Genomic DNA, 24,968 nt, shown 5'->3' with positions numbered 1-24,968 from the left:
GCCTCCAGGCGGTCGTCGTCAGTGCCCCGGGTCAGCACCGGCACCAGGAGCCGGGTCAGCACCAGCCCCGGAAGCGGGGTCAGCACCAGCCCCGGGAGCCGGGGCCGCACCGGCCGCGGGGGCAGCAGCACCGCCCGCCGGCGCGGCAGCACCATCGGCACCAGCAGCACCAGCGGCGGCGGGCGCAGCCGGGGTGGCCCCGGCGCCACCGGCACCACCGGTCGAACCGGCCCCACCGGTCGAACCAGCACCACCGGCCGCGACCCCAGCTGGCGCGGCCTTCGCGCGCGACGGCGTCCCGATGAGCGCCTGGTCCGGCGCCGGCAGCGCGTCCCCGCCGACGTGCGCGTCGAGGTAGCCCATCATCGACTTCGCGATCCCGAACTTGGCGCTGTACCCGGTCGTGCCCTGCAGGAAGGGCCAGTTCGCCAGGCGCACGTGGCCCTGCACGTTGCCGACCCAGGTGGCGTTCGTGTACTTCGTCGTCGACGCGATCAGCCAGTTCTGCTCGTCGCCGTCCGTGGTCCCCGTCTTGGCGAACTTCGGGACCGCGTCGCCGGGGTTCGCGGAGGCGGCGGTCCCCTTGCCGCTCAGGACCCCCTGCAGCGCGTGGTCGACGGTGCCGGCCACCTCGGAGCTCACGCCCTGCTTGCACACCGCCGGTGTCGGGTGGATCGTCGTGCCGTCAGCTGCGGTCACGGAGTCGATCGCGGTCGGCGTGCAGACCGTCCCGCCGTTGGCGAACCCGGCGTACGCCTCCGCCAGGTCGACCGGGGACAGCGGGTTCGTCCCGAGGACGGAGGCGGGGTTCGAGTCCGGCGCCGCCCCGTTGGCCTGGTGGATCCCCATCGACTGCGCGAGCTGGGCGATCTTGCAGAGGTCGAGCTGCTTCGCCATCGCGCCGAACGCGGTGTTGATCGACTCCGTGGTGGCGTCCTGCACGGTCATGCTCGCCGGCACGTCCTCCGCATTCGCGACCTGCCACGGCGCTCCCCCGAGCCCGATGCACGAGTTCGTGAACTCGGACTGCGGGAACGAGTGCTCGGTCGTCGTCACGGACTGGGACAGCGTGTGCCCGCTCGCGAGCCACTCCGCCAGCGTGAAGACCTTGTACGTCGACCCGGTCGGGAACCCGCCGGAGCTGCCGAAGCCCTGGTCGGCGCTGTAGTTCACCGCCGACGACCCCGGCGTCGGGGCGTCCGACTGCGTGTACGTGGTGTTCTGCACCATCGACAGGATCCGCCCGGTGCCGGGTTCGACGGTCACGTTCGCCCCGCCGGCGTCGACACCCGCCATGGTCGTGGGGACGTACGAGGACAGGGCGTTCTGCGCCTGTCCCTGCAGGTCGAGGTCCAGCGAGGTGTGGATCTGCAGGCCGCGGGTGTCGAGCGTCGCGATCCGCTCGGGAACCGTCTTGCCGAACGCCGGGTCCTGCAGCACCTGGGCACGGACGTAGTCGCAGAAGTACCCGGCGTCGTGGTCCGTCGCGGCCGCGGAGCAGCCGTTGGCGGTCTGCGTGATGTGCGGCTGCACCGGTGTCGCGATCGCCTTCCGTTCGGCGGTCGCCGTGATCGAGTGGTGCGCGGCCATCCGCCGGAGCACGTAGTCACGTCGTTCCTTGGTGGCGGCGTACCCGTTCGCCGACCCGTTGTGCGTGTCCGACGGCTGGTCGATGCGCAGGTTCGCCGGGTTGTTGAGGATCGCCACGAGGGTCGCGGACTGCACCAGCGAGAGGTCCTTCGCGTGCACACCGAAGTAGTACTGGGCGCCGGCCTCCGCGCCGTACACCCGCCCGCCGAGGCCGACGATGTTGAGGTAGCCGGTCAGGATCTGCGTCTTCGTGTACTTCTTGTTCACCGCGATCGCGTAGCGGATCTCCTGCAGCTTCCTGGCCTTCGTCACGCCGGCGACCTTGTCGTAGCAGGCGGCTACCTTCTTGGTGGTGGCCGCGGCGTCCTTGCCGGTCAGCTGCTCGCACTGCTGCACGAGCACGTTCTTGACGTACTGCTGCGTGATGCTGGAGCCGCCCTGCACGTCGCCGCCCACGCTCGTCGCGAGTGCGCCGCGGATGGTCCCGATGACGTCGATGCCGCCCTCGTCGTGGAAGCGCGGGTCCTCGGTGTCGATCGCGGCCTGCTTGAGGGTCGTCGCGATCTCGTCCGATCGGACGATGGTGCGGTTCTGGGCGTAGAAGGACGCGATCTTCACCTGCTGCCCGCCCTGCTCGGCGTACACCGAGGACACCTGCTGCGGCGTCTGGACGTCGAGGTAGCTCGGCAGGTCCTCGAAGAACGCCGCCGCACCGGACGCCCCCTCGCCGGCGACCGCGACCCCCGGGGTCACCGCGACGGCGACGAGCAGACCGGCGAGCACCGACATCACGGCGAACATCAGGAGGGCACCAGGCCATCGAACGACACGCATGGTCCGCACGGTAGGGAGCGGTCCTGGGGCGGGGCCGCTCCCGCGGCCGTCCTGGCTGCACCGCCACTCAGGTTCTCGTGGAGGTGCGGCCCGGCACCCCCCGCGGAACGGCCTGGAGGCTGGGCTCGCGCCCGTCCCGCCGCTCCGGTCACGATCCGGTCACGTCCGCCATCGGGCGGCTCACGTCAGTCGCGGGGCTGCAGGTCCTGCGGACGGACGAGGTACATGTCGGGTGACGCCTGCACGACGCCCTCGCCGCGGCCTCCGCCGTGCCGGACGCCATCGCGGACCAGGTCGCCACGCCCCACGGCGATGAGGGCGACGTCGTGCAGCGAGGCCGTGCCCGGCTTGAGGTAGTCGTTGTGGCCGACCGGTCGGCGGAACGCGTCCCCGGCGTCCGCCGGGTCGACGCCACCGGCGAGGTCGAGCACGGTGGAGCCGAACCCCGCCGAGCCCGGGTCGGTGCCGAAGTACCCGGAACCAGCGACGGGGTCCCAGTGCGCTCCCCCGACGAACACCTGGCCCGCGGCGACCGCGAGGTCCGAGGCGTTCCGCACGTCGCTGCCCGGGGACCCGAGCACGGTGAGGCTGTCCGCGCTCATCCGCCCGGAGGCCAGCGCCATGAGCGCCGTCGTCGAGCCGTACGAGTGGGCGACGATCCCGAGGCGGGGCTGGGCGCCGTCCCGCATCTCGCGCAGCCCACCGACGGCCCGTTCCAGCCGCACGGCGCCGCTCCTGGCGAGGTCGAGCGAGAGGATGTTCGACAGGTCCGGCGTGCGGTAGCCCATCCAGGCCACGACCGCCACGCCGTTCCCCGCCGCGGGTGCCGCCACGGGTGCGAGGGTCGCCTGCTCGCCCCAGAGCGTGTTCGCGGTGTTGGTGAAGTCGGCCATCTGCCCCGTCACGGTGAAGAACATCCCGGGGACGACCACCGTGACGTCGGCGGCGGTGTCGAGGTCGCCGATCGCGATCGCCGCACGCCCGGCACCCCGCGTGTCGAGCGTGATGAGGGAGCGACGGGCACCGGTGGCCTCCTGCACCAGGGCGTCGCGGACCTGCCCGAGCATCGCCGTCCGGGACGCGTCCGCGTGCGGGTCGCGCAGCCCCGCGTCGAGCACGGCGCGGTTCACCCGGCCGCGGACGGCGTACGGGACGCCCTCGAGGTTCCCGACGACCACGGGTGCGTGCTGCTCGAGCCGCATGTGGTCGGCATCGCTGAGGCCGGCCCACCACGTCATGACGGTCGCGGGCGCCGGCGGGTCGTCCATCGCGGTCGCGACGACGCGGGCGTCCTGGTCAGCGGTGCCGAGGACGTCCGGAGCGAGCGCCGCGAGGTCGTCGAGGTACGGCCGGCCGCGCGAACCTGCGAGGTCGGCGAGCGTGGCTCGTCCCCCGGTCATGACCAGCCCCGGCGCGGTTCCTGGATCATGGGGATCGGCGGCGACGTGGACCGCCGAGTGCGTGGTGAGCACGGGCGCGATGGACGACTCGAGCACTCCGAGAGAGTGGATCGAGGCGGTGAACAGTGCAGCGGCGACGAACAGCAAACCGGTCTCCCCCGGGAAGGCCTTCCAGTCGTCTCCCTGAAGACGACAGGTGATGCTCTGTCGAGTCTACGGAGGAATGGCCAGAATCGGCCGTGCTCGTTGCAACTTGTACCCCGAATTGGGGACCGGGTTTCGGCGCGTCGTGCCGTGCGCTCGGGGCCGGAACGTGCTTGTGCGTCGAGTCAGTCCTCGTCGGGCGTGTCGGCGGGCTCGTCGGCGTCCGCTTCGGCGGGGTCGGCGAGTGCCGCCGGACCCTCGGTCACGAGGAGTGCGAACTGCTCGGCGTCGATGATCCGCAGGCCCAGCTGCTCCGCCTTCGTCAGCTTCGAGCCCGCGCCCGGACCGGCCGCGACGAAGTCGGTCTTCTTGCTCACGCTCGATGCCGCCTTGCCCCCCGCGGCGATGATGGCCTCGAGGGCGCCCTCCCGCGTGTACCCCTCCAAGGAGCCCGTCGCGACGACCGTGACGCCGCTGAGGACGCCGCCGTCGGTCGTCGCGGCGCCAGGACCGGGGTGTCCGGGTGTGCTGAACTGCACGCCGGCCGCAGTCCACCGGTCGACGATGTCCCGGTGCCAGTCGACCGCGAACCAGTCGAGGAGGGCGTCGGCGATGATCCCGCCCACGCCGTCGACGGCCGCGAGGTCCTCCCTCGAGGCCGACCGGATGGCGTCGAGCGACCCGAAGTGGTTCGCGAGCGCCCGGGCAGCGACCGGACCGACGTGCCGGATGCTCAGCCCGACGAGCATGCGCCACGGGGGCTTGGTCTTGGCGGCGTCGATGTTCGCGAGCATCTCGAAGGCGTTCTTCGACGGGTAGCGGCTCGGCTCGCCGGTGTAGTCGGCACCGTGGGCGTCCGGGTCGAAGGGCGGGTCGGTCTTCTTGCGCGCGCGGCTGAACGGCGTGACGCGCTTCGGGACGCCCGCGTCGTCGGTCTTCTGCATGCCGGTCTCGGCGTCGCGGACGATGACCTCGATCGGGACGATGTCCTCCATGGTCAGGTCGAACAGCCCGGCCTCGGTGCGCAGCGGCGGGTCCTCGGGGGCGAGGGGCTGCGTCAGGGCGGCCGCGGCGACCTCGCCGAGGCCCTCGATGTCGAGCGACCCGCGGGACGCGATGTGCTCCACGCGCCCGCGGACCTGCGCCGGGCAGCTCTGCGCGTTCGGGCAGCGGAGGTCGATGTCGCCCTCTTTCGCCGGGGCGAGGGTGGTGCCGCACTCCGGGCACTCGGTCGGCATCACGAACTCGCGTTCGGTGCCGTCGCGGAGTTCCTCGACCGGGCCGAGGACCTCGGGGATGACGTCGCCGGCCTTCCGCAGCACGACGGTGTCGCCGATGAGGACGCCCTTCGCCTTCACGACCTGCTGGTTGTGCAGCGTGGCCTGACGTACGACGGACCCGGCGACCTCGGCCGGGGCCATCACGGCGAACGGCGTGGCACGCCCGGTGCGCCCGACGCTGACGACGATGTCGACGAGCTTCGTGTGGACCTCTTCTGGCGGGTACTTGTACGCGATCGCCCAGCGCGGCGCCCGCGAGGTCGAACCGAGTTCCTCGTGCAGGCCCAGGTCGTCGACCTTGATCACGATGCCGTCGATCTGGTGCTCTACCGCGGAACGCCGCTCGCCGTAGTCCTTCACGAAGCCGAGCACGTCGTCGATGCCGTCGAAGACGCGGTGGTGCGTGCCGGTGGGCAGCCCCCACGTGTGCAGGAGCTCGTAGACCTCGGACTGGGAGCGGACGTCGGTGTCCCGCTCGAGCTCGGCGACGGGCCAGGCGCCGATGCCGTGCACGAGCATGCGGAGTCGCCGCAGCCGGTCGACCATCAGCTCGCGCTTCGCCGGGGACTTGCCGTCCTCCTTCTGGCGGAGGGACCCGGCGGCAGCGTTCCGCGGGTTCGCGAAGAGGCGCTCCCCCGCGTCGCGCTGCCGGGCGTTCAGCTCGTCGAACTGCTCGACGGGGAAGAAGATCTCGCCACGGACCTCGACCAGGGGCGGGTGCCCGGTGCCGCTGAGGCGGTCGGGGATCGTGCCCATCGTGCGCACGTTGCCGGTGACGTCCTCGCCGACCACGCCGTCGCCGCGGGTGGCCGCCGTGACGAGCCGGCCGTGCTCGTAGCGGAGGTTGATCGCCAGGCCGTCGATCTTCAGCTCGGTGAGGAACCGGACGCGTTCGGCGCCGGCGTCGCGCTGCACCTTGACCGCCCAGTCGGTGAGCTCGTCCGGGCTGAACACGTTGTCGAGGCTCAGCATGCGCTCGGCGTGCTCGACGGGGGCGAACTGCGTGGTCTGCGCCTGCCCGCCCACGGTCTGCGTGGGGCTGTCCTCGGTCAGGAGCTCCGGGAAGCGCTGCTCGATCGCGTCGAGCCGGTGCATGAGCGCGTCGTACTCGGCGTCACTCGCCGGGGACGCGTTGTCCTCGTAGTAGCCGTGCCGCAGCTCGTTCACCAGGGCCCGCAGCCGGTCGACCTCGCGCTGCCCCTGGGCGGCGTCGAGCTCGGCGGGGTCGATGTTCTCGAACGTGGCGTCGGTCTCGCTCATGGAACAGTTCTACAGGGAGCCACCGACCCTGGCGTCAGCGGCCGCGCACCCCGGGAGCGGCGGGTTTCAGGCCTCGACGGGGACGGCGCTGACCGTGGTGTCGATCGTGCACTGCCCGAGCACCCGCGTGCCGACGTAGACGACCGCGGTCTGCCCGGGCGCCACCCCGTGCAGCGGCTCGTCGACGTCGATGACGAGCGTGTCGGCCTCGACCCGGGCGGTCGCGGGCACCGGGTCGGCGTGCGCGCGGATCTGCACGTCGCACGCGAAGGGGGTCGTCGGGTCGGCGGGTGCGGAACCGGCCCAGGTGAACCGGGAGCCGGCCATCGAGGACACGGCGAGCGCCTCCTTCGGTCCGACCACGACGGTGTTGTCCTTCGGGCGGATCTCGAGCACGAACCGGGGCTTGCCGTCCGGTGCCGGCCGACCGAGTGCCAGCCCGCGGCGCTGCCCGACGGTGTAGCCCGTGGCGCCCTCGTGCGCGCCGACGACGGTGCCGTCGCGCTCCACCACGTCGCCGGGAGCGGTCCCCACGCGGTCGGCGAGCCAGCCGCGGGTGTCGCCGTCGGGGATGAAGCAGATGTCGTAGGAGTCGGGCTTCTGCGCGACCGTCAGTCCCCTGGCCGCGGCCTCGGCACGGACCTCGTCCTTGGACGGGGTGGCCCCGAGGGGGAACATCGCGTGCTGGAGCTGCTCAGCCGTCAGCACGCCGAGCACGTACGACTGGTCCTTCGCCCACGCCGCCGAGCGATGGAGCTCGCGGGAGCCGTCCGGTCCCGTGACCATCGAGGCGTAGTGCCCGGTGCAGACGGCGTCGAAGCCGAGTGCCAGTGCCTTCTCGAGGAGCGCGGCGAACTTGATCCGCTCGTTGCAGCGCATGCAGGGGTTCGGGGTGCGACCGGCCTGGTACTCGGCCACGAAGTCGTCGACGACGTCCTCCTTGAACCGCGCCGAGAAGTCCCACACGTAGTAGGGGATCCCGAGGGCCGACGCGGCACGCTGGGCGTCCATCGAGTCCTCGATGGTGCAGCACCCGCGGGTGCCGGTGCGGAGGGTCCCCGGCATCCGGCTGAGGGCCAGGTGCACCCCGACCACGTCGTGGCCGGCATCGACCGCCCGGGCCGCGGCCACCGCCGAGTCGACACCACCGCTCATCGCCGCCAGAACACGCATGCGTCCAGGGTAACTCCGCCCCGGGCGTACCGTGGAGTCCGCGATGACGACTGCCGAGCCCTCCCCCTTCGACTTCAAGGCCGTGCTGCTGTCCGGGTTCCTGCCCGCCGCGCTCTTCGCGATCGGTGAGGGCGCGATCATCCCGATCATCCCGATCGCCGCCGACTCCCTCGGGGCGAGCCTGGCGATCGCCGGCTTCGTCGCGTCGCTCATCCTGGTCGGTGAGCTCATCGGCGACGTGCCGTCCGGGGTCGTCGTGGCACGGATCGGCGAGCGCAACGCGATGATCGGCGCCGCGCTGGTGTCCGTCGTCGGCCTGGTCGTCTGCACGGTCGCGCCGAACCCCGTCGTGCTCGCGGTGGGGGTGTTCCTGGTCGGGTTGTCCACCGCCGTCTTCGCCCTGGCACGGCACGCCTACATGACCACCGCGATCCCCCTCGCCGTCCGGGCCCGGGCGCTGTCGAGCCTCGGTGGGGTCTTCCGCTTCGGGTACTTCGTCGGCCCGTTCATCGCCGCCGGTGTCGTCCACCTCACCGGCACCACCCAGAGCGCCTTCTGGATCCACGTGGTCTGCTGCCTCGCGGCGGCGGTGACCCTGCTCGTGCTGCGCGACCCCGCGACGGGCGTGCGCGGTCTGCGCCGGCCGACCCGAGCCTCCCGTCCGGACGGCCAGGACGGGACCGCCGGAGGCGACGCGACCGACACGGGCGCGATCCTGGTGCAGCAGGAGTCGCACGGCCTGTTCCGCACCATCGCCGCGAACCGTGCCGTGCTGCTGCGACTCGGCAGCGGGGCGGGGCTGATCGGCGCGATGCGTGCCGGACGGCAGGTGATCCTGCCGCTCTGGGCCGTGAGCGTCGGACTCGACGACGCGACCGCAGCCCTGGTCATCGGCATCGCGGGTGCGGTCGACTTCGCGCTGTTCTACACGAGCGGTCAGATCATGGACCGGTGGGGACGGCTCGCGAGCGCCCTGCCGTGCATGCTCGGGCTCAGCATCAGCTACTTCCTGCTCGCGTGGAGCGGGCACCTCGACGCCCGCGTGGGGTGGTTCGTCGGGATCGCCATGGGGATGTCGCTCGCGAACGGCGTCGGGTCCGGGATCCTGATGACCCTCGGTGCCGACCTGGCCCCACGGGGGAACCCGGCGCCGTTCCTCGGGGCGTGGCGGTTCACGGGCGACCTCGGGCAGGCGGCGGCACCGCTCCTCATCTCGGGCATCACCGCCGTGGCCACGATCGCCGTCGCCAGCGGGGTGATGGGCGTGCTCGGACTCGTCGGGGCCGGTGTCCTGCTCCGCTACGTGCCGCGGTACCTGCCCCGCCGCCTGCGCTGAGCGCTGCCGCGCGCGCCGCGTGCCGCGGGTGCCGCGGGCCGCGTACCGCGGGTCCGCTCCGTGCGAGGTTGTGCACCCCGTGCGCGCTCCTGTGTCCGCACGGGGTGCGCAACCTCGCACCGGCCGAGCAGACGCGCACCGTGCGCACCGGCACCCGAACGGTCGCGCCGGCCGGGCCACCGGTACGCTGTCGGTGCTCGCGGGAGTGGTGGAATCGGTAGACACGCAGGATTTAGGTTCCTGTGCTCAGGCGTGAGGGTTCGAGTCCCTCCTTCCGCACCACACGTGCGTCGACCCGCATCTCATTCCGCCGGGGGACGGGCCGGACACACCCGCGCTGTACCCTCGTCCTGCGGGTGACCCTCCCGTCCCCGCACCAGCACGACCGGAAGAAGCATGCACAGCGTCGCACTCGCCCTGATCCCATGGCTGGATCCGCAGTACATCCTCGACCACTTCGGGGCCGTGGCCGTGCTCGTGGTCTGCGCGATCGTGTTCGCCGAGACCGGCCTGCTCATCGGCTTCGTCTTCCCGGGCGACAGCCTGCTCGTCATCACCGGCCTGTTCGCGTTCGACCGCGGCGGGGAGATCGGCGGGATCCCGATCTGGGTCGCCGCGCTGATGATCGGCGCGTCCGCGTTCCTCGGCGGTGAGCTCGGCTACTTCATCGGCAAGAAGGCCGGTCCGCCGATCTTCGAGCGCAAGGAGAGCGGTCTGTTCTCCAAGGCCAACGTCGACCGCACGAACGCCTTCTTCCACCGCTTCGGCGCCCTCGCCGTGATCCTCGCGCGCTTCGTGCCCGTCGTGCGCACGTTCGCCCCGATCGCCGCCGGTGTCGGGCGGATGGACTACAAGAAGTACTCGCTCTACAACGCGATCGGCGCGGTCATCTGGGGCGTCGGCGTGACGTTCCTCGGGTACTTCATCGGCCACATCCCGTTCGTGGCGCACATCGTCCGCGAGTACATCGACGTGATCCTGCTCGCCGCCGTCGTCGTCACGGTCGTCCCGATGGTGCTCACCTACTTCCGGAACGTGCGCAAGGCGAAGAAGCACGAGCAGGGGATCTCCGCCGAGTAGCGTGGATCGACCCCGCAGAACAAACCGCCTCGAACCACGGACTTCCGTGGCGCGAGGCGGTTTCTGGTGTGCGGATCCAACCGGCACCGCCGCCGCCGCCGCATAGCGGCCGCGCCGCACCGGCGCGGCACCGCGCTACTCCGCGAAGTACTCCCGCACGATCGGGGCGATCCCACGGAACGCCTTCGCCCGGTGCGACAGCGCGTTCTTCTCCGCCCGGGTCAGCTCCGCCGAGGACCTGTCCGCGTCGTCCGGCTGGAAGACCGGGTCGTACCCGTGGCCGCCGTCACCGACGGGCGCGGTGAGGACCTCGCCGTTCCACACGGCCTCGATGACGTGCTCGACCCCGGCGGGCGTGACGAACGCGGCAGCGCAGACGAACGCCGCCGTCCGCTCCACGACGCCCTCGAGGTTCGTCAGCAGCAACGCGATGTTGTCCGCGTCCGAACGGGTGCCCGCGTACCGCGCCGAGTGGATGCCCGGTGCTCCTCCGAGGGCGTCCACCGCGATGCCGGAGTCGTCGGCCAGCGCCGGCAGCCCCGTGTGCGCGACCGCTGCCCGCGCCTTGATGAGCGCGTTCGCCGCGTAGGTGTCGCCGTCCTCGACGGGCTCTGGGCCGTCGTAGCCCTGCAGCTCGACCCCGGCACCCAGTGCGTCGCCGAGGATGTCCCGCAGCTCGACGACCTTGCCCTGGTTGTGCGTGGCCAGGACGACGGCGCGCGTCACGCGAGCCCCAGCGCGGTCTTCTGGATCGCCGCGAGCGAGGTGTTGCCGGCGAGCCCGAGGTCGAGCAGCACGTTCAGCTCGTCCCGGTCGAAGGGCGCGTGCTCGGCGGTGCCCTGCACCTCGATGAACTTGCCGGAGCCCGTCGTGACGATGTTCATGTCCGTGTCGGCGCTGGAGTCCTCGGTGTAGGCGAGGTCGAGCATCGGCTCGCCCTTGACGATCCCGACGGAGATGGCCTGCACGCTGTCGATCAGCGGCGTCGCCTTCTTCGCGATGAAGCCCTTGCCGCGGCCCCACTCGATCGCGTCGGCCATCGCCACGTAGGCCCCGGTGATGGACGCCGTGCGGGTGCCGCCGTCGGCCTGGAGCACGTCGCAGTCGAGCACCAGGGTGTTCTCGCCGAGCGCCTTCATGTCGACGACCGCGCGGAGCGACCGGCCGATGAGCCGCGAGATCTCGTGCGTGCGGCCCCCGACCTTGCCCTTGATCGACTCGCGCTGCATGCGCTCGTTCGTCGAGCGCGGCAGCATCGAGTACTCGGCGGTGACCCAGCCGGTGCCCTTGCCGGCCATCCAGCGCGGCACGCCGTTGGTGAAGGACGCGGTGCAGAGCACCTTCGTGTTGCCGAAGGAGATGAGGGCACTGCCCTCGGCCTGGGTGCTCCAGCCGCGTTCGATCGTGACGGGACGGTGTTCCTCGGCCTGGCGGCCGTCGATGCGGGTGGTCATGGTGTTCCTCTCGGTCCGGCCTGGAGGCTCGGTGCGGGTCGTCGGGGCGGGCGGCGGCAGGCGGCTGGTCGCCGCTCAGAGCCGCCCGCGGGGAAGCGTGATGGCGCCGGTCTCGAGGTGACCGACGTTGACGATCTCGGGGCCGAGGAACCGGCGGGCGAGCCGCAGGAAGGCGTCCTCGTCGTCGCCGGTGGCCTCGAACGCGTAGGTCGGCGGTTCGGTGGTGGTGCGTTCCAGTCCGTGTTCGACCAGACGGCGGTAGACGTCGCTGGCGGTCTCCTCGGCGCTCGAGACCAGGGTGACGTCCGGCCCCATCACGTACTGGATCGCGGCGGACATCAGCGGGTAGTGGGTGCACCCGAGCACGAGGGTGTCGACGTCGGCGGCCCGGATCGGCGCGAGGTACCCGGCGGCGACCTCCCGCAGCTCGGGCGAGGAGGTGTCCCCGGCCTCGACGAACTCGACGAACCGCGGGCACGCCGCGAGCGACAGGGTGACGTCGGCGGCGACCGCGAAGGCGTCCTCGTACGAGCGGGACGCGATCGTGCCGACCGTGCCGATCACACCGATCCGGCCGGTCCTGGTCTGCTTGACGGCAGCGCGGGCCGCGGGCTGGATGACCTCGACCACGGGGATGCCGTACGCCTGCTCGTAGCGTTCCCTGGCGTCGCGGAGCACCGCGGAGGACGCCGTGTTGCACGCGATCACGAGCGCCTTCACGCCCTGCTCGACCAGGTCGTCCATGACCTGCAGCGCGTAGCGACGGACGTCCGCGATCGGCTTCGGGCCGTACGGCGAGTGCAGGGTGTCCCCGACGTACCGGATGCTCTCGCGTGGGAGCTGGTCGATGATCGCGCGGGCGACCGTCAGGCCGCCGACGCCACTGTCGAAGACTCCGATCGGTGCATCCGTCACGGCGACCAGCCTACCGACGCGCACCGACGTGCCGGGCGTCACCCCGAGCCTCCCCACCGGCACGGCCGGGCCGCCGCTGGCGCGTCGCCCCGGAACCGGCGGCGTGGGCCCACAGTCCGGGTTTCTGTAGTGTCGATCACGTGACCACCGCGCTCCTGACGGACCAGTACGAACTCACCATGGTCGACGCCGCCCTGAAGGACGGGACCGCCGACCGGCGTTGCGTCTTCGAGGTGTTCGCCAGGCGACTGCCCGACGGGCGCCGGTACGGCGTCGCGGCGGGGCTCGGACGGTTCCTGACCGCGCTGACCGAGTTCCGGTTCGGCGACGACGAGATCGCGTTCCTGCAGGGCCGCGGCGTCATCGACGGCGGCACCGCGTCGTGGCTGGCCGACTACCGGTTCACCGGCGACGTCCGCGCGTACCGCGAGGGCGAGGTGTTCTTCCCGAACTCCCCCGTGCTGCAGATCGAGGGCACCTTCGCCGAGTCCGTGCTGCTCGAGACCCTCGCGCTGTCGATCTTCAACGCCGACTCCGCCATCGCCTCGGCCGCCGCGCGCATGGTGTCCGCGGCCGACCGACGCCCGCTCGCCGAGATGGGCTCCCGCCGCACCGGTGAGTGGAACGCGGTCGCCGCTGCCCGCGCTGCGTACATCGCCGGGTTCGGCGCGACGAGCAACCTCGAGGCCGGGCGCACCTGGGGCATCCCGACCATGGGGACCGCGGCGCACGCGTTCACCCTGCTGCACGACTCCGAGGAGACAGCCTTCCGGTCGCAGCTCGACGCCCTCGGCGACGGCACCACCCTGCTCGTCGACACCTACGACATCGAGGCGGCCGTCGACACCGCCGTCCGCCTGACCTCCGGGCGGCTCGGGGCCGTCCGGATCGACAGCGGCGACCTGCCGTCCGTCGTGGCGAGCGTCCGCGCACAGCTCGACCGGCTCGGGGCGACCAGCACCAAGATCACCGTGACGAACGACCTCGACGAGTACACGATCGCCGCGCTCCGGGCGGCCCCGGTCGACTCCTACGGCGTCGGCACGTCGGTCGTCTCCGGCTCCGGGCACCCGGCGGCCGGCATGGTGTTCAAGCTCGTCGCACACCAGACCGACACCGGCGAGTGGGTGTCGGTGGCGAAGAAGTCCGCCGAGAAGGCGTCCATCGGTGGCCGGAAGGACGCCGGACGTCGGCTCCGCAACGGCATCGCCACGGCCGAGGTCGTGCGGACGTCAGGCTCCCTCGGCACGGACGAGCGGGCGCTGATGGTGCCCGTCGTCACGCACGGGGAGGTCGACCCGGCGTTCCTCGGCGAACGCGGGGTCGAGGCCGCGCGGGCCCACCACAAGGGTGCGAAGGCCGAACTGCCCGCAGACGCGGCCCGGATCGGCCGGGGCGACCCGGCGATCCCGACGCTGATCGTCTGAGCTGCTACTCGGACTTCATCTTCTCGTAGATGGCCTTGCAGTCGGGGCAGACCGGGAACTTCTCGGGGTCACGGCCCGGGATCCACTTCTTGCCGCACAGGGCCTTCACGGGCTTGCCGCTCATGGCCGACTGCAGGATCTTGTCCTTCTTGACGTAGTGCGAGAACCGCTCGTGGTCGCCGGGCTCGATCGCCTCTTCCTCGAGGAGCTTCTCGAGCTCGCGGTCCATCACGTCGAGTCCGCCGCCGCCGGGTTCCGTCATGCTCATGGTCCAAGAGTACGACGGTCGCGGGTGGCGCGTGCGCTTCTCCGAGGGAGCGCGTGCGCGTCTCCGAGGGAGCAGAAGACGTCGGGTCGGCGGCACCGACTCGACGATTGCTGCTCCCTCGACGGACGAGCGGAGGCGCGGGCGGGCGCTTGCGCTAGTTGCGCAGCGCCGCCGCGAGCAGGTCGGGCCCGCGCCGGTCGAAGGCCCGCCCGCCCGCGAACACCCCGACCACGAGCACGACGACACCGACGCCCACCCCGACGACGAGCGTGAGCACCCCGGACGACCGCGAGTCCTCCAGGAACGCCAGCACCGCGAGCCAGACGGCCGGCACCGAGAACACCAGGATGCCGATGATCGTCACCGACTGCGACACCGTCGACGTGACCCCGGCGGCCTGCGGCTGCTGGAACGGTCGGTCGCCCGGGCGCACCGTCGGGTACGACAGCAGGACGGACACCACGCTGGAGATCCCGAGCCCGATGAGCAGCGCCCCCACGCACACGCCGACCAGCAGCGGGAAGGCCGTCAGGTCGCCGAAGAGCCATGCGGACAGCCACGAACCCGCGACGACGAGCGGCACCCCGACGACGAGCAGCGGGGTGAGCCGCCCGAGCCGGTCGCTCCACCCGGGAGCCCCCGAGGCCACGTGCAGCCAGACGGCCGTGTTGTCGTAGGCCACGTCGTTGTGCGGCAGGAAGCCCGCGATCACCGCCATGAGCGGCAGCGGCACCAGGGCCGTCCAGTGCCAGGGCACGCCGGCGACCCCGAGCGGGACGACCACGATCGGCACGAACAGCAGGATCAGGTAGGACGTCCGGTAGCGCGGGTCACGTCCCCAGTACGTCAGTGCGCGGGCGGCGACGGCGGCGACCGGGGTGGACCCCAGGCGGTCGAACCAGCCCAGCGTCCGGTGCGTGCGCGTCGTGGTCCGGTCGTCGACGGTCCGGGTCAGGCGGCCGACGAGACCCCACCAGGCCCAGGCGAGCAGGCCGACGACCACGATCGCGACCACGAGCTTCGCGACGCCCTGCCCCACGTGCCCGGCGGCGACGTCGGCCGGTGTTGCCCAGGCGGCGCCCCACGGCGTCCACCCGGCGACGTCGGCGATGCGCTGCAGCTCGGCGCTGCGCGGGTCGAGCCAGTCCGCACCGAGCAGCAGCGGGACGGCCGGCACGAGCAGCACGACGACCACGAACGCCACGAACCAGCCCGCGTCGCGGCCCGGTCGGTGCGAGCCGATCAGCCACGCGCCGAGCGTGCACCCGACGCGGACGAGCAGTCCGCACGTGGCGACGACGAGCAGCGCCGCGACGACCCCGAGCACACCGCTGCCGGCACCGCGCATCCAGGTGGCCGACTGCGCCACCGCCACGAGCGCGGCGCCGATGACCGGGACACCGAGCAGTCCGGCAACGGCGAGCCCGACCGTCAGGTCGCGCCGGCGGAGCCCGAAGACCGCGAACCGCCGCGGGTCGAACTGGTCGGCGCCGCCGAGGGCGAGGGGGACGAACGTGAACCCGAGCGTGACGAGCATGCCGACGGGGACGATGACGGCGCGCGCCGTGGCGGGGTCGGCGGTCCGGAGGTCGATGACGGCCGCCGCCACCAGGACGGCGACGACCAGCCCGACGAGGCTGCCGAGCACCACGAGCACCGAGCGCCTGGCACTGCCACGGACCTCGCCCGCGAGCAGGTCGGCCCTCAGCCGGAGAAGCTGTGCAACCATTCCATGCTCTCTGCGACGACGCGCCCTCCGGCGAGTTCGACGAACTTGTCCTCAAGGCTCTTCCGCCCGCGGACCGCCGGCATCGTCCCCGACGCGAGCACCTTCCCGCCGACGATGATCGCCACGGAGTCGCACGTGCGCTGGACGAGCTCCATCGAGTGGCTCGACAGGACGACGGTCCCGCCGCCCTGCGTGTACCGGCGGAGGATCTCGACGATGGTGGCCGAGCTGACCGGGTCGACGGACTCGAACGGTTCGTCGAGCACGAGCACGCGCGGCGAGTGGATCAGCGTGGCGGCGAGGGCGATCTTCTTCGCCATGCCGACGGAGTAGTCGGCGACCTGGCGTCCGAGCGCGTCCCCGAGCCCGAAGGCCTCGGCGAGGTCGGCGCTCCGCGTGCGGGCCGTCCTGCCGTCCAGTCCGCGGAGGGTGGCCGAGTAGTAGAGCAGCTGCGCACCGGTGAGTCGGTCAAACAGGCGCAACCGGTCGGGGAGCACACCCATGCTGCGCTTCGCGGCGGCGGGGTCCGCCCACACGTCGTGGTCGAGCACGGTCGCGGTGCCGGCGTCCGGGCGCAGCAGGCCGGTGAGCATCGAGAGCGTGGTGGTCTTGCCGGCGCCGTTCGGCCCGACGACGCCGAAGATCGAGCCCCGGCGGATCTCGAGGTCCACGGCGTCGACCGCGAGGGTCTGGCCGTACCGCTTCACCAGGCCGTCCGCGCGGAGCACGACGGGCTGCTGCGGCGCGGACGTGCCGGCGCGCTGGGCGGGCGTCTGGCGCGGAGCTCGCTTCTTCGTGGTCGCGCCGCTCACCTTCTTGGTGGCGCGCGGCGCTGGGCCGTCGGTCGCGTCGGTCCGGACTGGCGCGTCGTCCCGCACCGGCGCGTCGTCCCGGACCGTCGCGTCGTCCCGGACCGTCGTCTCGTCCCGGACTGGAGGCTCGGCGCGGCTGCCCTCGTCGGGTCGCGTCCCGTTCGTGGCCGGTCCCGTAGCCGCACCCGACGTCGTCGACGCTGCCGAACCCTGCGGCCGCGTCGCGCGCCCAGGACGCTTCGCCCGCGGCTGCTTGGTCGTGCTGGAACCGACCGCAGCCGGCAGGACCACCGGTTGGTGAGCCTCCATGGCGACGCTCTCGTCCCTCATGCCGTCGTGTCCCCGGCGGTCGTCCGCATCCTGCTCCCCCGTGTCGTGCTCGGCCGTGTCATCACCGGCCGTGTCGTCATCGGACACGTACCCGGCGTCCGCGCGGTCGGCCGCAGCCTCGGCGGCGTCGGCCGCGTCGTCGATCTCGGTCGTCTCCGTCATCCAGGCAGCATCCGACGTCGCGTACACGTCCTCGTTCTCCCCAGCAGCCACCACGCGCCAACCGTACCAACGCAGGACGGACATCGACGAAGCGGACTTGCCAGTGTCACGAAATGACCACGATCCACCGCCGAAGCCCGCTCTGGGCAGGACTTTCCGTATGATTCACCGGGGCACGACGGAGTGTTCACCACTTGGAAACCTGCTCGGCTCGATCGCCGCACAGCCGCCGGACGCACCGTCCGGCGCGGCTCACGGACGATTCGGATGCACCTGGAGCAGACTCGAGAAGGCCCGCCCGTGCCCCAGGGCGCGCGGGCGGACACCGGAAGGGACCACCATGACCACGCAGATCGTCATCCTCGCAGCGGGGATGGGCAGCCGCCTCGGGCGCAGCCTGCCGAAGCCGCTCACCGAGCTCCGCGACGGCCGCACCATCATGCAGCAGCAGTTCGACAACATCCGCGCCGCGTTCGGCTCGCGCGCCAAGGTGACCGTCGTCGTCGGCTACAAGTCCGAGTACATCATCGAGGCCTTCCCGGACGCCTCCTTCGTGCACAACGAGTCCTACGACTCCACCAACACCTCGAAGAGCCTGCTCCGTGCGCTCAAGGCCACGGGGAAGGACGGCGTCCTCTGGATGAACGGCGACGTGGTCTTCGACCCGCGTGCGCTCGTCCGGGCCGCCGACATGATGGACCAGAAGCGGTCCTTCGTCAGCGTCAACACCGAGAAGGTCTCCGACGAAGAGGTCAAGTACACCGTCGACGCCGAGGGCTTCATCCAGAAGCTCTCGAAGCAGGTCGTCGGTGGGCTCGGTGAAGCCGTCGGCATCAACTACGTCGCCGCAGCCGACAAGCAGGCCCTGATCCACCACCTCGGCCGGGTCGACGACCAGGAGTACTTCGAGGGCGGCATCGAGGCAGCCATCGCCGAGGACGGTCTACGCTGGACGCCGATCGACATCTCCGACCTCTACGCGGTCGAGATCGACTTCGCCGAGGACCTCGAGCGCGCGAACGAGCTGTTCGCCTGAGCATCGGTCTCCTCTCGGTGATCCCGGCCGGAAGGACCCCATGACGACAACGAGTGCGCCGACCGCACCGCAGACCGCCGCACCGGCGGCACGCGGAGCGGCTCGGCGCTATCGTCATGCGCTCTGGTTGCTGACCAAACGCGACCTGCGCGTGCGGTACTCGACGTCCGCCCTCGGGTACGTGTGGTCGATCCTCGACCCGCTGGTGATGTCGGCGATCTACTGGTTCGTCTTCACCCAGGTGTTCCATCGCGGTTCGGTCGGTGAAGAGCCCTACATCGTGTTCCTCCTGGCCGCCCTGCTGCCGTGGATGTGGTTCACGGGCAGTGTGTCCGACTCCACGCGCGCGTTCATCAAGGAGTCCAAGCTCATCCGCTCGACCACGATCCCGCGGAGCATCTGGGTCGCCAGGGTCGTGGCGTCGAAGGGCATCGAGTTCCTCCTGAGCCTCCCCGTGCTCGCGGTCTTCGTGATCGCGACCGGTGCTCAGGTGCACTGGCAGGTCGTGCTCTACCCGCTGGCGATCGTCCTGCAGTGCGCGCTCGTCTACGGACTCGGACTCATCGTGGCCCCGCTCGTCGTCTTCTTCCGCGACCTCGAGCGTGCCGTGAAGCTGGTGCTCCGGTTCGCCTTCTACGCGTCGCCCATCATCTACAGCACGCAGGCGCTCCCCGACTCCCTGCACGACCTCGCGGCGGTCAACCCGCTGACGGGCATCTTCGGGATCTACCGGTCGGCCTTCTTCCCCGGCCAGCTCGACTGGTTCGAGGTCCTCGTGTCGGTCGTCATCACGGCGGTCGTGGTCACCGTGGGCCTCGTGGTCTTCCGACGCAGCGAACACCGCGTCCTCAAGGAGCTGTGATGACCGCCACCCAGTCCAGCCCGTCGGCCACGACAGCGGCGCCGGTCATCTCCGTGCGTGACGCCGGCATCCGGTTCAAGCGCAACCGTCGTGCCAGTCGCAGCTTCAAGGACCTCTTCGGCGGACGGGCCCGACGCAAGCGCGGGGACGAGTTCTGGGCGCTGCGCCACGTCTCCTTCGACGTCCGCCCCGGCGAAGCGATCGGGGTCGTGGGTCGCAACGGGCAGGGCAAGTCGACCCTGCTGAAGCTCGTCGCCCAGGTGATGCTGCCGGACGAGGGCCGGGTGCACGTCGGCGCCGGCGTCGCGCCGCTCATCGAGATCACCGGCGGGTTCGTCGGCGACCTCTCGGTGCGGGACAACGTCTACCTGACGGCGGGGCTGCACGGCATGACCCGTGCCGAGATCCGCGCCGACTTCGACGAGATCATCGAGTTCGCCGAGATCGGCGACTTCGTCGACACCCCGTACAAGCACCTGTCGAGCGGCATGAAGGTGCGGATCGCGTTCGCCGTGATCTCCCGGCTGGACGAGCCGGTGATCCTCGTCGACGAGGTCCTGGCGGTCGGTGACAAGGCCTTCCGCGAGAAGTGCTACAAGCGCATCGAGGAACTGCTCGCCGGCGGTCGGACGCTGTTCTTCGTGTCCCACAGCGACAAGGACCTGCGGCGCTTCTGCGACCGCGGTCTGTACCTGGACAAGGGCCGCCTGCAGCTGGACGGTCCGATCGAGGACGCCCTGGCGCGCTACTCGGCGGACTACGGGGTCTGAGCGAGGCGGCGCCTCCCCACCACAACCCGCCCACCCCGCACCCCCTCCACAACCCCACGCCCCCGGAGCTGCCCCCGCACCCCCACCGTCGGACCCTCCCCCTACCCTCACCCACATGCCCACCACACCAACCGCCTACGCTGTCCCCTTCGCCGTCGACCGCACGGCCGCACCGCGCCGCTACGACCTCGTCAACATCGGTGACGAACCCGTCGACGGCCTCAGCCTGACCCACCTCGGGACCGGGTACTGCCCACCGCTCGTCGTCCGCCGACTCGACCCCGGCCGCAGCCTGGGCATCGCCGTCTTCGGCGCCGCCCCCGACGAGACCGGCGTGGTCATCGTCCGCTGGCGCCGCCCAGACCGCTCCGAGTACCTGTGGCGCATGTCGCTCGTCGGGCCGGGCATGGCACCCTGACGACGACCGACACCGCTCGCGGCGGCTCGTCGCCGTACGTCAGGCCGCGCCGCGGTCCCGAGCGACCTCGTGCCAGCGGGCGATGAGCCGCTCGATGGCGTCGTGGAAGCGGGCCGTCGCGGTGCCGGGCGTCGTGTCCCCGAAGTACCGTTCCACCCACCGTCGCAGGTCAGCCAGCTGGCTCGCGTCGTGGGCCGCCGCGTCCACACGGGCCACCACCTGGTCGGCGTCCTCTGCCAGCAGCCAGTTCGCCGCGGTCAGGTAGCCGCGCTCGTCGACGTCGGCTCCTGGCGCGACAGGCCGCGTGACGATGAGGGGCTTCCCCACTGCGAGTCGGTCGTAGATCATCGCGCTGATGTCCGTGATGGCGACGTCCGCGTCGGCGAGCTGCCAGCCCAGCCCGGGCCCGTCGTCGTACACGTGGTGCGCCGACGGGTCCGCGGCGTTGGCGGCGGCGATCGCGGCGACGATGCGCTCGTGCGCGGCACGGTACGCCGCGTCCACGACGCCGCTGCGCGGGTGCGGACGGTAGACCAGACGGTGGCGGGGCGACGCGAGGACCCGGTCGGCGATGGTGGTGCCGTGAGTCGCGATCGACCCGTACGCGGCCGCCTCCCGGTCCCCCTCCCAGGTGGGTGCGTAGAGCACGACGGTGCGGTCGTCGGCCGGGTACGGCGGCTTCCCGGCGAAGTGGTCGGCCTGTGGACGCCCGATCGCGATCGCCCGGCGGTCGACGTCGTAGTCCCAGAGCGCCTCGGACAGGCGGTCACGAGCAGCCTCACCGGCGATCAAGGCGTAGTCGTACGCCTTGAACTGGTTCGTCGTCATGTACATCTTGTCGCTCTCGCCGTGGTTGACGAAGACGTGCCACATGCGTCCGTACCGCATCATCTGGAAGTTGCGGGCGTTCTGGTTGACGTAGAGCACCAGCTTCGGCGCCTGCTCATCGACGAACCGCTCCAGGTCCACGACCTGACGCGCGTACACCGCCGTCACGGGTGCCTCGTCGAGCAGCGTGAGCATCGTCCCCGGGCTCCGCGAGACGATCGCGACCCGGTGCGTCCGCGACAGCTCCGCGAGCGGCGCATACCACTGCCGCACCTGGTACATGTTCACGGGTCCGTCCGCGAAGTACACGGCGACCTCGACGCTCCCCGGCGCCAGCCGCTCCTGCGCCGGGAGCCGACGTGCCAGGTCCCGCCGGCTCGATCGGGACCGCAGGAGCCGTCGGACGAGCCGGACGGCAGTGCGGGCGTCGCTGAGGATCGACATGCTGCGCTGCTCTCTCGTGGTGCGGGATGGCGGTCGGGGTCGGGACCGGGTCAGACGACGGGTGGGCGACCGGCCAGGGTCATCCGACCGATGGTGAGCCAGCCCATGGGGCGGGCCGGACCACAGTCGCTCGACCAGCCCTCGCGGACGCCGTCGAACCACACCCGCAGGCGACGCGGATGCCGCCACCAGCGCAGGACCTGGATCACGGCCCACGACCCGACGTAGACCGGTCGGAGTGGGGCCGGCAGGTTGCGCCGCGCGAGCCAGACACGGTTCCGGGCGTTCAGCCGGACGTACTCGCTGTGGCGGGCCGGGTCGATCGCCGGGTGGTGCGCGACGAGGTCCCCGGCGTACCAGGTCCGACGGCCGGCGTCCCAGACGCGCCAGGCGAGCTCGATGCCCTCGTGCGCGTAGAAGTACGGCGCTCCCCAGCCCCCGACGGCGCGGTACACGTCCATGGGCAGCACGACGGCGCCCTCCCACACGGAGAAGACCGGCGACGACTCGGTCGGGTCGCCCTTGCGGATGCGCGGCACCCAGCGCGAGGGGTTCGCCGCACCGGACGGGTCGACGACGCGGGGCTGCACCAGCCCGAGCGACGGGTCACGCTCGAACAGCGCCACGGCGTCCCGCAGGAACGTCTCCGAGGGGATCGAGGCGTCGTCGTCGAGGAAGAACACGTAGTCCCCGTCGACCACCTCGGCGCCGGCGTTCCGTCCTGCTGGGATCCCGACGTTCTCCGCCAGTGCCAGTGCTCGGACGCCGTCCGGCAGCCCCGTCGGCTCCCACCCGTTGCCGACGCAGACGACGTCGAGCTCGACGCCCTGCTGCGCGAGCACGCTGTCGAGACCTCGTCGCAGGTCGTCGGGGCGCGTGCCCTGGGACAGGCTCACGACCGCGATGCGGGGTCGCTCGCGGTGTGGGACCGCGTGCCGCCTGACGGTAGCCGGGGTCACGCGCGGACCCGCTTCGAGGAGATGATCGCCAGGAAGTGCCCGGCGGTGGCGATGACGGCCAGCGGCAGGAGCGCACCGACCAGGACCCGGTCGATCAGCGGGTGCCCGACGACGAGCCCGATCAGTGCGAAGACGAACGCCAGGATCGAGAGCTCGACGGAGTGGTACAGCCGGTGGAACGGCAGGAAACGCGCGACCTTGCGGAGCGAGGCGAGACGTCGGCCGGACGGCGCCGTAGAGGCGTCACGGCGGTCGACGAGCTTCTCCAGGCCGGAGTTGGCGCGTGCCACGTGCACCATGTCGTTGAGCGCCTTGTTCAGCACGATGACCAGGCCGAGCGCGCACCCGATCGTCGTCCACATCCAGTCCGCGCCGTGGATCGGCCACGTCGCCGCGCGGACGCCGAGGGCGATGGGGATGAGTCCCTCGGTCGTGTAGTGGCCGACCTTGTCGAGGAACACCCCGGCGGGCGACCGGGTACCGCGCCACCGGGCGACCTCGCCGTCCGAGCAGTCGACGAGCATCTGGAGCTGCCCGAGCACGAGCGCCAGCGCGGCGCCCCAGATCCCCGGGATGAGCAGTGCCGCCGCGACCGACCACCCGACCAGGATCATCAGGCCGGTCACCTGGTTCGCGCTGACGCGGGTCTTCAGCAGCACCCACGTCAGGTACGGCGAGATGTCCCGGAGGTACAGCGACGCGGTCCAGTGCTCGGCGTTGGCGCGTGCTCGGACCTCGTCCGGCTGCGCCACCGCGCGGAGTTCGGCGATGGAGGTGGGGTGGGCGTAGCCGCGTTCGCCGCGGTCGTGCTGGGGGTCGCTCACGTGCGTCACCGTCCGGTGTGGGTCGTCAGCTCGGAGGTCCGCGTCAGGAACCCGACGATGAACCCGACCCCCCAGCCGATGTGGATGCAGGGCAGGACGACGAGCAGCCACGCCCGTGTGGCTGCGTCGGAACGTCGGGAGACCGCGAGTGCTCCGACGACGACGAACACCAGGTAGACCGCCGGGACGACGAAGCCGAGCAGCGCCCACGCGGCACCGCTGCCGAGCGCCGCACCGATGACGCCGACGATCCCTGCGACGAGCCCGAGGCCGAGTCCGGCGACCATCACCGGTGGCACGAAGTACCGCAGGCCGTTGCCCGCCGGGAACCGTCGTGCGAGTTCGCCCCGCCACAGCCCCGTGGCGACGAACTGTCGGATCAGACGCTTCAGGCTGGGCCGCGGGCGGTAGGTGACGACGAGCTCCGGCGTGAACCAGACGGTGCCGCCGGTGGTCCGCAACCGCCGGTTCAGCTCCCAGTCCTGGCCGCGCTTGATGCCTTCGTCGAACAGTCCGACCGCGAACAGGCGGTCGCGTCGGAACACGCCGAGGTAGGCGGTCTCGGCCGGTCCGGCCTGGCCGCCGACGTGGTGGGGCGTCCCGCCGAGGCCCACGCGGCTGCCGTACGCGAGCGCCACCGCCTTCTCGAACGGCGTGCGGCCCTCAGCGCGCATGATGCCGCCGACGTTGTCCGCACCGGACTCGGTCAGGGTCCGGACGGCGATGCGCGTGTAGTCCGGCGGCAGCACCGAGTGCGCGTCGACCCGGACCACGACGGGGTGCTCGGAGGCGCGGATCGCAACGTTGAGGCCGGCGGGCGTGGAGCCCACCGGGTTGTCGACGGCGCGGATGCGCGGGTCGGCGGCGCTCATCTCGGCCACGAGTTCGTTCGTGCCGTCGATGGAGGGTCCGAGCGCCAGCACGACCTCGAACGGCCCCGCGTAGTCCTGGTCGAGGAGACTCGCGACCGCGGCGCGCACCTCGGTCACCTCGTTCAGGACGGGCATCACGTACGAGACGCCCGGCAGGCGCTGTCCGTCTGTCTGCATGCGATCCCTCGGGGTCCTGGCGGTGAGCGACCTGCAGCCTATCAATCCCCAGACACGCCCACCTGTCGCCACCCTGCGCGCCCACCCGCGCCGCTCCCCCGCGCCGCCGCCACTCGATCCAGACACGGGCGAGCGGGCAGAAACGCGGGGTCCGGCCCGGCCGGCACGCCGGCATTCCGCCCGCTCGACTCCCCGAGCGCGAGCGGGCGGAAACCCGGCGACCGGCCCGGCAGGCACGCCGGCATTTCGCCCGCTCGACTTCCCGACGGCGACCGGGCGGAGGCGCCGGGTCGACTCCCCGGGCGCGAGCGGGCGGAAACGCGGGGTCCGGCCCGCCCTGCACGCCGGCATTTCGCCCGCTCGGCTCCCCGCGGGTGAGCGGGCGGAAGCGCGGGGTCGACTTCCCGACGGCGAGCGGGCGGAAACCCGGCGTCCGGCCCGGCACACACCGCGGCATTTCGCCCGCTCGACTTCCCGACGGCGAGCGGGCGGAAACCCGGCGTCCGGCCCGGCACACACCGCGGCATATCGCCCGCTCGATCCAGACATGGCCGGGACGCACAGACGGGAGGCACGGTGCCAGC

The 24,968-nt window shown here is 71.7% G+C and carries 21 protein-coding genes and 1 tRNA gene; 8 read left to right on the top strand and 14 right to left on the bottom strand.

What is annotated here, in order from left to right; genetic code table 11:
- Positions 1-18: 18 nt before the first annotated feature.
- From BIU98_RS03990 to mnmA, 4 genes are all read right to left on the bottom strand, one after another.
- On the bottom strand, positions 19-2,424 hold the full coding sequence (locus tag BIU98_RS03990; RefSeq protein WP_083392953.1) for a transglycosylase domain-containing protein: 2,406 nt from the start codon (positions 2,422-2,424) through the stop codon (positions 19-21).
- Between the two features lie 185 nt (positions 2,425-2,609).
- The gene (locus tag BIU98_RS03985; RefSeq protein WP_139200552.1) at positions 2,610-3,920 is read right to left on the bottom strand and encodes an alpha/beta hydrolase; all 1,311 of its coding nucleotides are present in this window, start codon (positions 3,918-3,920) and stop codon (positions 2,610-2,612) included.
- A 233-nt stretch (positions 3,921-4,153) separates the two neighbouring features.
- Positions 4,154-6,508, bottom strand: a complete 2,355-nt coding sequence (gene ligA, locus BIU98_RS03980) for an NAD-dependent DNA ligase LigA (protein WP_071271796.1) — start codon at positions 6,506-6,508, stop codon at positions 4,154-4,156.
- 66 nt (positions 6,509-6,574) lie between these two features.
- Positions 6,575-7,681: a tRNA 2-thiouridine(34) synthase MnmA gene (mnmA, locus tag BIU98_RS03975; protein WP_083392952.1), complete on the bottom strand. Its 1,107-nt coding sequence runs from the start codon at positions 7,679-7,681 to the stop codon at positions 6,575-6,577.
- A gap of 43 nt (positions 7,682-7,724) precedes the next feature.
- Here mnmA and BIU98_RS03970 point away from each other — a divergent pair, with 43 nt between their 5' ends.
- From BIU98_RS03970 to BIU98_RS03960, 3 genes are all read left to right on the top strand, one after another.
- Positions 7,725-9,017 (top strand): MFS transporter, encoded by a 1,293-nt coding sequence (locus BIU98_RS03970; RefSeq protein WP_071271790.1) that lies wholly within the window; start codon positions 7,725-7,727, stop codon positions 9,015-9,017.
- Between the two features lie 199 nt (positions 9,018-9,216).
- Positions 9,217-9,299, top strand: a tRNA-Leu gene (locus BIU98_RS03965).
- A gap of 114 nt (positions 9,300-9,413) precedes the next feature.
- Positions 9,414-10,097, top strand: coding sequence for a DedA family protein (locus BIU98_RS03960; protein WP_071271787.1), 684 nt, complete (start codon positions 9,414-9,416; stop codon positions 10,095-10,097).
- Positions 10,098-10,232: 135 nt separating this feature from the next.
- On the opposite strand, the gene rdgB is transcribed toward BIU98_RS03960, so the two are convergent.
- From rdgB to murI, 3 genes are all read right to left on the bottom strand, one after another.
- Complete coding sequence (gene rdgB / locus BIU98_RS03955) at positions 10,233-10,823, bottom strand: RdgB/HAM1 family non-canonical purine NTP pyrophosphatase (protein ID WP_071271784.1); 591 nt, start codon at positions 10,821-10,823, stop codon at positions 10,233-10,235.
- Positions 10,820-11,551, bottom strand: coding sequence for a ribonuclease PH (gene rph, locus BIU98_RS03950; protein WP_071271781.1), 732 nt, complete (start codon positions 11,549-11,551; stop codon positions 10,820-10,822). Before rph ends, rdgB begins: the two co-directional genes overlap by 4 nt.
- A gap of 75 nt (positions 11,552-11,626) precedes the next feature.
- Positions 11,627-12,466: a glutamate racemase gene (murI, locus tag BIU98_RS03945; protein ID WP_071272090.1), complete on the bottom strand. Its 840-nt coding sequence runs from the start codon at positions 12,464-12,466 to the stop codon at positions 11,627-11,629.
- 140 nt (positions 12,467-12,606) lie between these two features.
- On the opposite strand from murI, the gene BIU98_RS03940 reads away from it, so the two are divergent.
- Positions 12,607-13,893 (top strand): nicotinate phosphoribosyltransferase, encoded by a 1,287-nt coding sequence (locus BIU98_RS03940; protein WP_083392951.1) that lies wholly within the window; start codon positions 12,607-12,609, stop codon positions 13,891-13,893.
- A gap of 4 nt (positions 13,894-13,897) precedes the next feature.
- Here BIU98_RS03940 and BIU98_RS03935 read toward each other — a convergent pair whose 3' ends face one another.
- The 3 genes from BIU98_RS03935 to BIU98_RS03925 form a co-directional block, all read right to left on the bottom strand.
- A complete protein-coding gene (locus BIU98_RS03935; protein WP_071271778.1) occupies positions 13,898-14,161 on the bottom strand; it encodes a DUF3039 domain-containing protein in 264 nt (87 codons plus the stop codon).
- 154 nt (positions 14,162-14,315) lie between these two features.
- A complete protein-coding gene (locus tag BIU98_RS03930; protein WP_071271775.1) occupies positions 14,316-15,890 on the bottom strand; it encodes a hypothetical protein in 1,575 nt (524 codons plus the stop codon).
- Positions 15,866-17,194, bottom strand: a complete 1,329-nt coding sequence (locus BIU98_RS03925; protein WP_368073033.1) for an ATP-binding cassette domain-containing protein — start codon at positions 17,192-17,194, stop codon at positions 15,866-15,868. The genes BIU98_RS03930 and BIU98_RS03925 overlap by 25 nt, the downstream gene beginning before the upstream one ends.
- 340 nt (positions 17,195-17,534) lie before the next feature.
- Here BIU98_RS03925 and BIU98_RS03920 point away from each other — a divergent pair, with 340 nt between their 5' ends.
- From BIU98_RS03920 to BIU98_RS03905, 4 genes are all read left to right on the top strand, one after another.
- Positions 17,535-18,230, top strand: coding sequence for an NTP transferase domain-containing protein (locus BIU98_RS03920; RefSeq protein WP_071271772.1), 696 nt, complete (start codon positions 17,535-17,537; stop codon positions 18,228-18,230).
- A gap of 40 nt (positions 18,231-18,270) precedes the next feature.
- Complete coding sequence (locus BIU98_RS03915; protein ID WP_083392949.1) at positions 18,271-19,092, top strand: ABC transporter permease; 822 nt, start codon at positions 18,271-18,273, stop codon at positions 19,090-19,092.
- Entirely contained in the window at positions 19,092-19,862 is a 771-nt protein-coding gene (locus tag BIU98_RS03910; protein WP_071271765.1) for an ABC transporter ATP-binding protein, read from the top strand. Before BIU98_RS03915 ends, BIU98_RS03910 begins: the two co-directional genes overlap by 1 nt.
- Positions 19,863-19,977: 115 nt before the next feature.
- Positions 19,978-20,280, top strand: coding sequence for a hypothetical protein (locus tag BIU98_RS03905; protein WP_071271762.1), 303 nt, complete (start codon positions 19,978-19,980; stop codon positions 20,278-20,280).
- A 39-nt stretch (positions 20,281-20,319) separates the two neighbouring features.
- On the opposite strand, the gene BIU98_RS03900 is transcribed toward BIU98_RS03905, so the two are convergent.
- From BIU98_RS03900 to BIU98_RS03885, 4 genes are read right to left on the bottom strand one after another with little or no spacing between them, the layout of a single operon-like run.
- Positions 20,320-21,552: a CDP-glycerol glycerophosphotransferase family protein gene (locus BIU98_RS03900; RefSeq protein WP_071271759.1), complete on the bottom strand. Its 1,233-nt coding sequence runs from the start codon at positions 21,550-21,552 to the stop codon at positions 20,320-20,322.
- Positions 21,553-21,602: 50 nt separating this feature from the next.
- A complete protein-coding gene (locus BIU98_RS03895; RefSeq protein ID WP_254787786.1) occupies positions 21,603-22,448 on the bottom strand; it encodes a glycosyltransferase family 2 protein in 846 nt (281 codons plus the stop codon).
- Between the two features lie 59 nt (positions 22,449-22,507).
- Positions 22,508-23,335, bottom strand: a complete 828-nt coding sequence (locus BIU98_RS03890; protein WP_071272081.1) for a CDP-alcohol phosphatidyltransferase family protein — start codon at positions 23,333-23,335, stop codon at positions 22,508-22,510.
- 5 nt (positions 23,336-23,340) lie between these two features.
- A complete protein-coding gene (locus BIU98_RS03885; protein ID WP_071271753.1) occupies positions 23,341-24,384 on the bottom strand; it encodes a glycosyltransferase family 2 protein in 1,044 nt (347 codons plus the stop codon).
- Positions 24,385-24,968 lie beyond the last annotated feature (584 nt).

Origin of the sequence: Curtobacterium sp. MMLR14_010 (assembly GCF_001865015.1) — a bacterium.
In the GTDB taxonomy this organism is placed as follows: Bacteria; Actinomycetota; Actinomycetes; order Actinomycetales; family Microbacteriaceae; genus Curtobacterium.
The sequence above is the reverse complement of the archived record's forward strand: the minus strand, read 5'-3'. Positions and strand labels throughout refer to the sequence as shown.